The organism is Haloechinothrix alba (assembly GCF_900188115.1).
GTDB classification, from domain to species: Bacteria; Actinomycetota; Actinomycetes; order Mycobacteriales; family Pseudonocardiaceae; genus Haloechinothrix; species Haloechinothrix alba.
This window is the reverse complement of sequence record NZ_FZNW01000009.1, coordinates 40,718-53,394: the sequence shown is the minus strand read 5'-3', so window position 1 is coordinate 53,394 and position 12,677 is coordinate 40,718. Positions and strand designations below refer to the sequence as shown.

The window sequence follows — 12,677 nt, the reverse complement described above, 5'->3', positions numbered from 1 at the left end:
TCAGAACTCCACTGGGGCGGGAGCGGAGTCATCGCCGTCCTCCGCCGACGCTCCGATGCCCATCTTCTCCTTGATCCGCTTCTCGACCTCGTTGGCGATGTCCGGGTTGTCGGACAGGAAACGGCGCGCGTTCTCCTTACCCTGCCCGAGCTGATCGCCCTCGTAGGTGTACCAGGCACCGGACTTGCGCAGGATCCCGTGCTCAACACCCATGTCGATCAAGGAACCCTCACGGGAGATTCCCTTGCCGTAAAGTATGTCGAACTCACTTTGCTTGAAGGGGGGTGCGCAGTTGTGCACCACGATGTCCTCGGCGACAAAGGTGTGCAGCTCCTCGACCTCGATGTCGAAGGTGCGAGCCCGCTTCACTGGAAGTACCTCGCGAATCACCGCGTAGCGCACGTCTTCGGCGAGTATGTCGTGGAGGAACTCGTCGTCCAGGGCATCGGCGAGAGCTTCGAGCCTGTCCCTACGGATGCGGTACTGGCCCAACACCTGCCTCATCCCGCCCCGTGGGTTACCAGCACAGGAACCGATCATCTGCGCTGCTTCATCAGCGGTCAGCCCACGCTGATCCAGGTACTCGAGCACGGGCGTCATCGCCTCGGTCGACAGGTATCCTGCCTGCGAACCGCGCCGTCGCCTTCCTTCCAGGCTGTCCGGTATCGCCTGCGCCAGGGCCGTGCCACGGGGCCCCCACAGCGGAATGGAGTCGGCAAAGAGCGTGACGTTGTCCATACCGGCGACACGCACCTCGAATGTCGGCCGCTTGCCCTTGACACGGCGCCCATCGATAACACTGGGGCGCTTCTGTGTCGGGTCGTACTCCCGAACGGCGCTGACGATGCCGAACCGTAGCAGCAACCAGTGAATCTGGTGGGCCAACTGTTCCGAGGTCGTCGTGAACCCCACCCGGAGCGCTCCGGTCTGCTCTCGACTCACCCATCCATCGGATTCGAACAACCCGAAGAGAAGGTTCCCCACCACCTCGGCGGAGACATCGGTCTCGAAGCACCACTCCGGAACGCTCTTCTCCCACGCAAGCTTGCCGTGAATGCCCGCCTGGCGGCACAGTTCGAGGACACCATTTCGCTCGCCTGGCCGGTGACTGATCGCGAGCGAGATCCGCCCTTGCGGGTGAGCGTCACACCCGAGCCCCGCCGCGATCTGCTTGACATCGTCGATGAGTGTCTCTTCGACATTGATGAAGTTGATCGGGGTCTTGCCCCCCACGTAGCCGTCACCGATCAGATAGCCGAGTAGACGGGCATGATCCGGTGCAACGGGCTCACCGTCGCCGAACCCGTCGAACCGGCGCGGCTGGGCCACGCGATCGCCGCGCTGCAGCTCGCCCGCCAGGCACCATCCGCGCTCTGTCAGCACCTTGTGGTCAGGCGTTGCCCAGATGGTGCTCCCCCCGGCGACACGGAGGCCGACCACCTCCTGCTCACCTTGATCGAACCACGAGACGACAGGCCGCGTATGCAGCGTGCCGTCCTTCGCAGCCGCGACCACGTGGATCGGTTTGCGCTCGTCCACCACATCCTCGATGCGATGTGTCAATCCGGTCACCGGATCGAACACACGCGTTCCCTCAGCCAAGCACTTGTTCTTCACGACCTTGACCCGGGTGCGGTTACCGACCGGTTCCCCGCCGTCCTTCAACGTCTCGATACGCCGGACATCCAGCCGCACTGAGGCGTAGAACTTCAACGCCTTACCACCGGTCGTCGTCTCAGGTGAGTTGTGCACCATCACGCCGTCGGCGAAGTAGTTGTGCGATCCCTCGATCTCGATGTCATAGCGACTCATGATCGGGTAGTCCGTCTTACAAGTGATCTCGGTCACCCGAGCCGGCATGAGCTGCAACGTCGAGTCGACAAACTTGTGCGTTACATCAAACTGGCCACGGAGCCGAGGGAGGAGCTTGTATTCCATGGACGGGTGAACATAGGGCGCGATGAGCTCTTGGAACTGTGCTGTGGCTGCTGTGGTGAACTGCAGCACGGGCACCTGTCGCGCACCTCGACGGGTGAGCTTCACATCCAGATCGTAGGTATCGCGAAGGTAGTCGACTAGACGCTCCTGTGAGCCTTCGCCAAATGCTGCAACGCAGATCTCCGCGCGCCCGCTACCACCGGCGGTACGCTGCTGGGCGCCCTTCGAGCGGACGGTAAAGCAGCCGTCGTCCATATACCAGATAGCGAGCGAGAGTGGTGTGAGCGCTTTGAGGTAGTCCCAGGACAGGTGCTTCTTCCCGTCACCGAAGTAGACGGCCTCCCTCAACTCCGACAGCTCGGCGAGCGGTGTGAAATCAGCGAACACCGCGTCCTTGCTGTTCGTTGTCCAGCTATGTGGAATGTTCTCCATCAACGAGAGCTTCCAGCGCAAGTACTCTGACTGTTCAGCACCATGGCCCATACGGAACCTGGCGCTCTCCGAGTCTTGGCGCACTGGACGAGACAAGTTCCCGTCTCCCATAAGAGAGCCAAGTATGACCTGCCACTGCTGGTCACTGAGGAAGCATGGCTGAGCGAGCATCACCCGTTCTCCCACTCGGATGTCCTCTGCTTCGCGCCAGCCCCCAGGAGTACGGATGAGGTGATTACGAGTCATCGCCAGACTTGCGTGGCCGCGTCCTGTTCCACCACCGGGACGGTCGACCTTGAAGTGGAGAAATTCATCGGCTCTACCGTTATTGAACCAGTTCACGACGCGACGGGGGACGACATTCCCACTGTCAGGGTCATACGACATGACCTCGACATCCATCTTCTGGTTGACGATCTTGCCGAGCTTCTCTTGCGTACCATCAGCCAGTGTGACGTTTGTGTACCAAGATCCACACCCGAACATCACACCGACTTTCTCCCGGAGCTGGTTGATGAACAGCGCCATGGTGCCCGAGTTGTGCAGTGCCGATGTCAGCTTCCGCAGCGCCTGACTCATCAGCCGCGCCTGCAGCCCCACGTGCGAGTCCCCCATCTCGCCCTCGATCTCGGCGCGCGGCACGAGCGCGGCGACCGAGTCGATGACCACGATGTCCAGCGCGCCCGAGCGGATCAGCATGTCCGCGATCTCCAGCGCCTGCTCCCCGGTGTCCGGCTGAGAGACAAGCAGTGCGTCGGTGTCCACGCCGAGCGCCTTGGCGTACTCCGGGTCCAGGGCGTGCTCGGCGTCGATGAACGCCGCGATCCCTCCTGCCGCCTGCGCGTTGGCGACCGCGTGCAGCGCGACCGTGGTCTTACCGCTGCTCTCCGGGCCGAACACCTCGACGACCCGGCCACGCGGCAAGCCGCCGAGGCCCAGGGCCACATCCAGCCCGATGGCTCCGGTCGGAATCGCCCCGACGGACGCGCGCTGGTCCTCGCCGAGACGCATCACCGAGCCCTTGCCGTACTGCTTGTCGATCTGCGCAATGGCCAGCTCGAGTGCCTTGTCCCGATCCGGTGCTGCCATGGAAACCCACCTCGCTGATGTGAAGCCGTTTACTGGGGGCGCGTCGAGGCCAACGCTACGGTGCGGGACCGACAGTTCCCGACCTCGTGCGGCGCTCCGTGGCCGGTAGCCCTGCTCGCGAACCCATCATAGGCGAACATTCGTTCGACACCATACGACACGCCGATGTACCGGCCTATTCGCCGGGTCCCCGACTACCGGTGACGCATCCCGTTCGCGCATCATCCCGCCGGCCGTCAGATCTCTTGACGGTCCAGCGGCACCTCGAACTCCGCGCACACCGCCCGCCATACCTGCTTGGCAGGCACCCCATCGGCCAGCGCCTGATCCACCGTCCGCCCGTCCAGGCGGCCGAGCACATAGTCGGCGGCGAGCGTCTCCGCCCGTACCTCTCCGAACTCGGCGGCCATCAGGCGCCGGAACACCGTGCGTCGCATCGCCAACTACCTTAATGATCCCGCACGACCGTGCCGCACCGACCACGGTCCGAGCCGCGCACCCCGGCCTGCGGGTACCAGCACGCGCCTGTGCCCCCGCCTCGCCGGTACGGTCGGGGCGTGCTACCCGATCAGATGGACGTACCCGACTGGGGCCCGCTCGCCCTCGAGCTCGCCAGTCTCGCCGCCATCCTGGCCACGCTGACCCTTGTGGTCATCGCGTGGCGGAACATGCGGGACCGCGACAAGTAGCCCCGCCAGTCCGCCTGGACCTGCTCCTGGCCACCGGCCGAGCCGACCAGGTCCCCGGCGAAAAGCTCGGCGTCCTCCTGCGAGTCCGCGTGCACGCAGGTCACCTGCGCGCCGGCCGGACCCGGAGTCGCGCATGTGACGGCGGGACCGTACTCCTCCCCCGCCGCGGCGACGACCCTCCGGACTCGGGCGGTCCCGGGTACGCCGGGAACGCGGCGGCGTCCGGTGGTCCCGATAGACCTGCAGTGGGGTGCTGCGGCGTCACGGGAACCGGACCGCTCTGCGCGGGTGAGGCCTGTCCCGGCGGTGCGGGTTGGGTTCGAACCGGGTGGGATCCGGCCGCAAGGCGCGGGAGACGGATGCCCCGAGGTCCTCCCGTCTCCCGTCGCGAACGTCCCTGCGGAAGGCTTCCGCCAGCCGACTCGTGAGTAACCGTCCCGGCCTGCGACGGACAGATACAACGCAGTCGACGCCCCGATCCCGGAGGCAGCCCGCGCGATGCATAGATCGTGTGCGCTGCGTGGTTCCACACACGCAACGCACCTGACCAGGAGTGATCAAGTTTCGCTCGATACACGAATCTATGACATTATCACCCGATAGAATGACCATTGAGCACGCGCTGTAGCGGAAATTGTGTTACGCTCACATTCGCGCAAATCCGCACCGGCTCGCCCAGGTCAGGGCGCTATGTCAGGCGAATGCCGAGAAGGTCGCCGCATCACTCAGTGTCACATTGATGAACACTTACAGTCCCTATTGCGCGAATTCCTCCTGCTATACCCTCGTTAACTTCGGGTGAAGTCGATCACCCTGGTTGCTATGTGTATTATTCCGATACCCAACTACCCCGGACGTGGGTGATAAGCACGCAAAGGAGGTAGATCCGGTCTTGTCCTCCTCGAATGTCACTGAACACCGCACTTCTCAGCACGAAACCCGCCGAACATTGCAGAAGCTACCGGGGACCGCCGGGCTGCCCCTCGCGTTCGGCGGCACTGTCTCCGCAGGTTCCGAGCTGCACATGAGCGAGTTGGTGGGGACGACAACCGACTCGCTGTACGGCCTGACGGTCAAGTCGGGTCAGGGGCTCGGCGGCCGCGCCATCGAGCTTCGCCGGCCGGTCACGGTCACCGATTACGAGGTGGCAAGGGTGATCACGCACCATTTCGACGGCCCGGTCCGAGAGGAAGGGATACGCTCGATACTCGCCGTACCCGTGATTGTCCGGCGGAACGTGCGCGCCGTCCTCTACGGGGCGATCCGGCAGCCGGTTCCGCTCGGCGACCGTACGATCAATGCGGTCGTCGAGTCGGCCCGCGAGCTCGAACAGGACATCGCCGTGCGCGAGGAAGTCGACCGCCGGATCGCGGCGCTGACCGAGCACACGACTCCCGGAAATCAGGTTCCTACCCCGGACTCGAGGGACCGCGAGTACGTGCGGCAGGCACACGCCGAGCTCCGGGCACTGGTGCACGACCTGGACGACGCGAACCTGAGCACCCGTATCGACGCGGCGTGCGACGCCCTGCGGGCGAATCTCGACAACGCGTCGCCTTCCGAGACGGTCCAGCTGTCCCGCAGGGAGCTCGATGTGCTGTCCATGGTGGCAATCGGCAAGACGAACGCCGAAGCCGGAAACGCACTCGGGCTGCGGTTGGAGACGGTCAAGAGCTACATGCGCAGTGTCCTGCACAAGCTCGACTGCCACACGCGAATGCAGGCTGTGCATACCGCGCGGCGGATAGGACTCCTGCCGTGACGAGAGCTGGTCCAGGCCGCACGCGCCGCACGCCGTGACGCGACGCCTCGACGTGCACCCCGAGCGCCCGTGCTGACGCGCGCACCGTCGGTGTCGTACGTGAGGATGGGCGCATGGGCGAGAAGGCAACCGGCGATCCCCTCGCGGGCTTCTCCGCAGCCACCCGTGCCTGGTTCACGAGCACCTTCACGGCGCCGACGGCCGCTCAGGACGGTGCGTGGCGCGCAGCGGCCGAGCACCAGCACTCCCTGGTGATCGCCCCGACCGGCTCGGGCAAGACACTGGCCGCCTTCCTGTGGGCCCTCGACCACCTGCTGACCACGGCACGCCCGAGCGATCCGGCCTACAGGTGCCGCGTGCTGTACGTCTCCCCGATCAAAGCCCTGGCCGTCGACGTGCAGCGCAACCTACGAGCCCCGCTCGACGGCATCGCCGAACACGCCGAGCTGCTGGGGACTCCCTCGCGCGAGATCGGCGTCGGCATCCGCACCGGGGACACACCCGCGTCCCAGCGGCGCGCCTTCCGCACCAACCCACCCGACATCCTGGTCACCACGCCCGAGTCACTGTTCCTGCTACTCACCTCGAACGCGCGGGAGAACCTCCGCGGCGTGGACACGGTCATCGTCGACGAGGTCCACGCCGTCGCAGGCACCAAACGGGGCGCCCATCTCGCATTGTCGCTGGAGCGCCTCGAACACCTCCGCCATTCCGGAGCCAACGACCAGGCGCCCGCGCGCCGCATCGGGCTGTCCGCGACGGTGCGCCCCGTCGACGAGGTCAGCACGTTCCTCACGGGAGGGCGGCCCGTACGGGTCGTCGACCCGCCCGCGGGCAAGTCCGTGGACCTCACCGTCGAGGTACCTGTAACGGACATGACGACGCTCGACGAGCACACCCGGTCCATCTGGCCCGCCGTCGAACGGCGCATATTCGACCTGATCACGCAGCACCGGTCGACGATCGTGTTCGCCAACTCCCGCAGGGTCGCCGAGCGCCTCACCGCCCGGCTCAACGAGCTCCACCAGGAGCGCACCGGCTGGCCGGAAGGGCAGCGCATCCCCGCGGAGGCGATCGGCCAGTCCGGCCTCACAGCGGGCACAGCCGAGCAGACCATCGCGCGCTCCCACCACGGTTCCATGGCACGCGAGCAGCGCACCGCCGTCGAGACGCAGCTCAAGTCCGGCGAGCTGCCGTGCGTCGTGGCCACGTCCTCGCTGGAGCTCGGCATCGACATGGGCGCCGTCGACCTGGTGGTCCAGGTGGAGGCCCCGCCCACGGTGGCTTCCGGGCTGCAGCGCGTGGGGCGGGCCGGACACCACGTCGGGGCCGCGTCCTCCGGCGTGGTCTTCCCCCGTTTCCGGGGCGACCTCGTGCCGTGCGCTGTGGTGGCAGAACGGATGGCCGCGGGCGCCATCGAGTCCCTGCACTACCCCCGCAACCCCCTGGACGTGCTCGCGCAGCAGATCGTGGCGATGGTGGCCGAGCGCGAATGGACCGTCGAGGAGCTCGCGCGAGTGGTGCGCGCGGCCGCGCCCTTCCACGAACTGCCGGACGACGCGCTGCACGCCGTGCTCGACATGCTGGCGGGCCGGTATCCCAGCACCGAGTTCGCCGACCTGCGACCAAGGATCACCTGGGACCGGGCGCGCGGAACGCTGCTCGGCAGGCCCGGTGCCCAGCGGCTCGCGGTCACCTCTGGGGGCACCATCCCGGATCGAGGCCTGTACTCGGTACGCACGCCCGACCCCGCGAGCGGCCGGGGTAACAAGGTCGGCGAGCTCGACGAGGAGATGGTCTACGAGTCGCGGGTGGGTGACAGGATCCTGCTCGGTACGACCTCCTGGCGCATCACCGACATCACCCATGACCGTGTGGAGGTGGTCCCGGCCCCTGGAGAGTCCGCTCGTATGCCGTTCTGGAAGGGTGACGCGCCTGCCCGGCCCCGCGAGCTCGGCGTCGCGCTCGGCGCCTTCGTACGCGAGCTGACCGCGCTCGGCGGTGACGACGCGCGCGGGCGCCTGACCCGCGCGGGCATGGACCACTGGGCGAGCGAGAACCTGCTGGCCTACCTCGCCGAGCAACGCGCGGCCACCGGTCACGTGCCGGACGACCACACCGTCGTGATCGAACGGTTCAGGGACGAGCTCGGTGACTGGCGTGTGGTCGTGCACTCGCCGTTCGGGGCGCGGGTGAACGCCCCGTGGGCGCTGGTTATCGCCGCAGGACTGCGGGACAGCCGTGGGCTCGACGCGCAGGTCGCGCACTCCGACGACGGGATCGTGCTGCGCCTGCCCGACACCGAGTCGTACAGCCCGGACGGCACTGCCACCGCGACCGGGTTACCCGCATCGGCGCAGGAGGTGTTGCTCGACCCGGACACCGTGGAGCACACGGTAACGGAGGAGGTCTCCTCCAGCGCACTGTTCGCGGCCCGGTTCCGGGAGTGCGCGACACGCTCGCTGCTGTTCCCGCGCCGCGACCCCGCCAAGCGCATGCCGCTGTGGCAGCAGCGCCAGCGTTCCTCGCAACTGCTCGACGTGGCCTCCGGCTATCCCCGCTTCCCCGTGGTGCTCGAGGCCATGCGGGAATGCTTGCAGGACGTCTACGACCTGCCCGGCCTGCGCGAGCTGATGCGCGACATCGCCGCGCGACGCACCCGTGTGATCGAAGTGGACACTGCAGGCCCCTCCCCCTTCGCGCGCAGCCTGCTGTTCGACTACGTGGCGACCTTCCTCTACAACACCGACACCCCCATCGCCGAACGAAAGGCGGCCGCGCTGGCGCTGGACACGTCCCTGCTCGGTGAGCTCGTCGGCGGCGAGTCGCTACGCGATCTGCTCGACCCCGACATCATCGACGAGATCGAGGAGTCCCTGCAGTCGCTGCATCCCGACCGGCACGCCCGCGATGCCGAGGGTGCCGCCGACCTGCTGCGCGTGCTCGGGGACCTCACCGAAGGGGAGGCGGCCGCGCGTGGTGTCGAGCCGGTCTGGTTGGCCGAGCTGGAGCGCGCGCATCGCGCGATCCGGGTCCGGATCGCCGGGCAGGAGCGCTACCTCGCGGTCGAGGATGCCGGCAGGGTCCACCAGGCGCTGGGCGCCGTGCTGCCCTCCGATGTGCCCGAGGTGTTCCTGGATGCCGGCCAGCAGCCATTGCACGAGCTGCTTGCCAGGCACGCGCGACGCCGGGGACCGTTCACCGCTGCCGAGGTCGCGGCCCGCTTCGGCCTCGAACAGGGCACCGCTCGGGCGGCACTCGACGAGCTGGCGCACACGGCGCAGCTGGTGCGCGGTGAGCTGCGCCCCACCCGGACCGGCGAGGCCGGCCCCGCAACCGGCGAGCCCGACTACTGCGACGCGGCCATCCTGCGCCGCATCCGCCGCGCGTGCCTCGCACGCGCGCGGGCCGAGGTCGAGCCGGTGGACACCACCGCGCTCGCGAGGTTCCTGCCCGCGTGGCACGGGGTGACGAGCACCGCGCGGGCACCGCACACCACGCCGGGCAGCGACGACGTGCTGGCCTGCGTCGAGCAACTGGCCGGTGCCCCCATCCCGGCCAGTGCGCTGGAGACGCTGGTACTGCCCGCTCGCCTGCCCGGATACTCCGAGCGCACCCTCGATGAGCTCACCGCGTCCGGCGAGGTCGTCTGGACCGGTTGCGGATCACTCCCCGGGTCCGACGGCTGGGTCGCGCTCGCCCCTGCCGACCTCGCCGACCTCCTGCTTCCCGACGCCGCGGACGCAGCACCGGACAGCCCCGTGCACGCGGCCGTTGTGTCCACTCTCGACGGCGGGGCCCAGTTCTTCAGGCAGCTCGTCGACGGCGTCCGCGGCCGCGGTTGCGCAACCGCATCGGAGGACGAGATCGCCGCGGCACTCTGGGACCTGACCTGGGCCGGTCAGGTGACGTCCGACAGCGTGGCCCCGCTGCGTGCGCGGCTGGAGGGGCGCGGCACCACGCACAAGGCACGCTCCGCACGGCCACGCGGGCGTTACGCGCGGCTGCGGGCCGGTCGCGTCGCCCCGGGGCACGCCTCGCAACCCGCGACCTCCGGCAGGTGGGCACTCGTGCCGAGCCGGTCCGCCGACACCACCCGGCGTGCACACGCGCGAACCGAGGCGTTTCTGGAACGGCACGGCGTACTCACCCGGGGAGCGCTGGAGGCAGAGGGAACGGTCGGCGGGTTGGCGGCGATCTATCCGGTGCTGCGGGAGATGGAAGATGCCGGGCATGTGATTCGCGGGTATATCGTGGACGGGCTCGGCGCAGCCCAGTTCGCCGCGCGAGGTGCCGCGGATCGGCTGCGCGGGTTCGCGGGCCCTCGATCCCCCGGCCGGCCTGCCGAGGCGATCGTGCTGGCAGCCGCCGATCCCGCGCAGCCGTACGGAGCTGCGCTGCCCTGGCCCGAGCCTGCGGGCGTGACCGGCCACCGCCCGGCGCGCAAGGCCGGGAGCCTCACCGTGCAGGTCGACGGCGAGCTGGTGCTCTACATCGAGCGCGGCGGGCGGTCCGTACTGACCTTCACCACGAGCGAGCACGCGGTGCGCACCGCGGCGAGCGCGCTCGCCGATGCGGTCCGTTCCGGGATGCTCGGCACCCTGTCCGTGCGCCAGGTCGACGGAGCCTACGCGCTGACATCGCCCCTGGCCGCGGCGTTCCACGAGGCTGGTTTCCGCACCACCCCGCAGGGACTGCGGCTGCGAAGGCCATAGGGCGCCGTCGCGGGTCCGGCGACCGTGCCGAGGGCGGGTCGCGAAGCTAGTACAGTATGCGCGACCGGTGGCGGTGAGGCCCATCAGGCGGACGGTGCGGCACGGCATGCGAACCGGTCGAACGGTGCGAGGTCCTCGGGAGGCGACGGGATGGCGGTACGGAACCTGCGGTATTTCGGCGATCCGGTGCTGAAGACCGTGTCCGATCCGGTCACGAGGTTCGACGCAGCCACCGAGTCCCTCGTCGACGACCTGCTCGACACGGTCCGCCTTCCGGGCAGGGCGGGCCTGGCCGCACCGCAGATCGGGGTGAACCTGCGCGCGTTCAGCTACCACGATCACGACACCGTCGGCTATGTCCTCAACCCGGAGCTGGTGGAGGTATCCGAGGAGATCCGGGAGATGGACGAGGCGTGCCTGTCGGTACCCGAGCTGTCCTTCGCCGTACCCCGCGCCACGCGAGCGGTCGTGCGAGGCGTGGACCTGCGCAACGAGCCGGTCACGGTCGAGGGCACCGGAGTACTGGCGCAATGCCTGCAGCACGAGGTCGACCATCTCGACGGCCTGCTCTACCTCGACCGGCTGAACACCGAAAGCCGCAAGCAAGCACTCGGACTCACCCGGAAGACGACGTGGTTCTGGCAGCGCCACTGAGCGAGCACAGTCCCCTTCCCGAGCGCTCTCCGAGCCGTCAGCGGGTGGCCAGCCGTAGCAGCGCCCAGAGCTGTGCGACCGCGTCGACGTCACCTTCCGTTGTCACCTCGGTGGTCGGCGTCCTGCCCCACAACCACAGGTAGACCCGCTCCGCCGAACCATGGACACGCGCGTCGACGTTCCCCGCGTCCCGGGCGTCCACGCGCCGGACCGTGCTCTGTGTCGGGTCCGCACGCACCCACCATGCCCGGTCGCCCGCATGCAGCCCGACCGTGCCCTCTCGTGTCCCGGTGACCCCCAGCTGTCCCAGCCGGTGCCCGAACCACACGTGCAGCACCTCGTCGATGCCGTCCAGAGCGACATCCTCCGGGATCTCGCGTACCGGCACGCCGGCAGCCGACTGCACGTCTACCCGGTGGATCGTGGTCTCGTGCGCCATGCGCCGCTGCCAGAACCCGACGGTGCGGTCCGCAGGCCACCAGGTGTCCACCGGGGCCTCGGGATCGGCGACGTCGAGCTCCGGGAGCAGCTCCGACAGGCCGGCTCGCAGGTAGTCCTCGACGGACTCCCCGTCACGCGGGTCACGCTGCCACTGCTCGGGGCGCGTGCCTTCGGCGAGCCACGCGCGCACCACGCGGTACACGCTGCCGACGTGGCGCACCGTCTCCCCGAGCGCCATCCCGGGGCACGACGGTACGCGCGCCTCGTGCCGGGCACCGGCGGCCGTGTCCGCGAGCAGCTCCGCCTCGACACGCAACGTCTCGAGGTAGCGGCGGTGCTCGATGGTCGCCTGAGCCGACATCAACCGCTCCTGCCGAGCTGCCGCTCGACCACCCCGAGAAACCGGCCCGCGTGCTGCAGCAGATCGTCCGCAGCCGCCGCCGTGACCCGGTGACCGATCCCTGCCTGCGCGGCGGCATACGTGCCGGACTGCGCGGCGAAGTATCCTGCCCAGTCGGACAGCTCCGGAGCCACGCTGCTCAGCAGGGTCCACACGCTGGTCGGCCGCGCGCGACCGCGATGCGGCCTGCCGCGCGCGGCCAACACCGCAGCGGCAGCACGCAGACCCGCGATGTAGGCCCCTGTGAACCGCTCAACGGGATCGGCCTGCCAGGCAGCGCTGGTCAGGCGCCGATCGGCCTGCGAGCTAAGAGTCAGCGCCATCGGCGCGACCCGCGGAGCCGCCCCGCCCCCGGTGACGCCACTCGCCTCGGGTGATGCGCCCACACGTGACATGCGAATTCCTTCCGCCGACACGACCACCGCCGCCTGCCGGAACGATTACCCCACCGGCAGTCGAACTGCTGTTCGATCTCCCGTTCAGCATAACCCCGCGCGTCATCGCGCTCAAGTCGCACGTGCGTTCGATTTACGGTTACCTCGCCCCCGGCAGCGGCG

8 protein-coding genes are annotated in these 12,677 nt (G+C 68.4%); 4 read left to right on the top strand and 4 right to left on the bottom strand.

From position 1 onward, the window contains the following. The gene (recA, locus tag CHB84_RS10170; RefSeq protein WP_089301308.1) at window positions 1-3,459 is read right to left on the bottom strand and encodes an intein-containing recombinase RecA; all 3,459 of its coding nucleotides are present in this window, start codon (window positions 3,457-3,459) and stop codon (window positions 1-3) included. A gap of 236 nt (window positions 3,460-3,695) precedes the next feature. Beyond that, window positions 3,696-3,896, bottom strand: a complete 201-nt coding sequence (locus tag CHB84_RS10165) for a DUF3046 domain-containing protein (protein WP_089301307.1) — start codon at window positions 3,894-3,896, stop codon at window positions 3,696-3,698. A 120-nt stretch (window positions 3,897-4,016) separates the two neighbouring features. Here CHB84_RS10165 and CHB84_RS23780 point away from each other — a divergent pair, with 120 nt between their 5' ends. The 4 genes from CHB84_RS23780 (at window position 4,017) to def (ending at window position 11,279) form a co-directional block, all read left to right on the top strand. Beyond that, window positions 4,017-4,148, top strand: coding sequence for a hypothetical protein (locus tag CHB84_RS23780; protein ID WP_281251745.1), 132 nt, complete (start codon window positions 4,017-4,019; stop codon window positions 4,146-4,148). A gap of 1,024 nt (window positions 4,149-5,172) precedes the next feature. Then, window positions 5,173-5,910: a LuxR C-terminal-related transcriptional regulator gene (locus tag CHB84_RS10155; protein ID WP_089301422.1), complete on the top strand. Its 738-nt coding sequence runs from the start codon at window positions 5,173-5,175 to the stop codon at window positions 5,908-5,910. Window positions 5,911-6,023: 113 nt separating this feature from the next. Next, entirely contained in the window at window positions 6,024-10,625 is a 4,602-nt protein-coding gene (locus CHB84_RS10150; protein WP_089301305.1) for an ATP-dependent helicase, read from the top strand. Between the two features lie 150 nt (window positions 10,626-10,775). Next, window positions 10,776-11,279 (top strand): peptide deformylase, encoded by a 504-nt coding sequence (gene def / locus CHB84_RS10145; protein ID WP_089301304.1) that lies wholly within the window; start codon window positions 10,776-10,778, stop codon window positions 11,277-11,279. Between the two features lie 37 nt (window positions 11,280-11,316). Here the strand turns inward: def and CHB84_RS10140 are convergent, their stop codons facing one another. Together CHB84_RS10140 and CHB84_RS10135 are read right to left on the bottom strand one after the other, a co-directional pair. Further along, window positions 11,317-12,081, bottom strand: coding sequence for a maleylpyruvate isomerase family mycothiol-dependent enzyme (locus tag CHB84_RS10140; RefSeq protein WP_089301303.1), 765 nt, complete (start codon window positions 12,079-12,081; stop codon window positions 11,317-11,319). Then, complete coding sequence (locus tag CHB84_RS10135; protein WP_089301302.1) at window positions 12,081-12,515, bottom strand: SAV_6107 family HEPN domain-containing protein; 435 nt, start codon at window positions 12,513-12,515, stop codon at window positions 12,081-12,083. Before CHB84_RS10135 ends, CHB84_RS10140 begins: the two co-directional genes overlap by 1 nt. Between the last annotated feature and the right edge of the window lie 162 nt (window positions 12,516-12,677).

Excerpts from the sequence above, each read along its gene's own strand:
- recA (WP_089301308.1), bottom strand. The coding sequence starts at position 3,459 with ATGGCAGCACCGGATCGGGACAAGGCACTCGAGCTGGCCATTGCGCAG.
- CHB84_RS10165 (WP_089301307.1), bottom strand. The coding sequence starts at position 3,896 with ATGCGACGCACGGTGTTCCGGCGCCTGATGGCCGCCGAGTTCGGAGAG.
- CHB84_RS10155 (WP_089301422.1), top strand. The coding sequence starts at position 5,173 with ATGAGCGAGTTGGTGGGGACGACAACCGACTCGCTGTACGGCCTGACG.
- CHB84_RS10150 (WP_089301305.1), top strand. The coding sequence starts at position 6,024 with ATGGGCGAGAAGGCAACCGGCGATCCCCTCGCGGGCTTCTCCGCAGCC.
- def (WP_089301304.1), top strand. The coding sequence starts at position 10,776 with ATGGCGGTACGGAACCTGCGGTATTTCGGCGATCCGGTGCTGAAGACC.
- CHB84_RS10140 (WP_089301303.1), bottom strand. The coding sequence starts at position 12,081 with ATGTCGGCTCAGGCGACCATCGAGCACCGCCGCTACCTCGAGACGTTG.
- CHB84_RS10135 (WP_089301302.1), bottom strand. The coding sequence starts at position 12,515 with ATGTCACGTGTGGGCGCATCACCCGAGGCGAGTGGCGTCACCGGGGGC.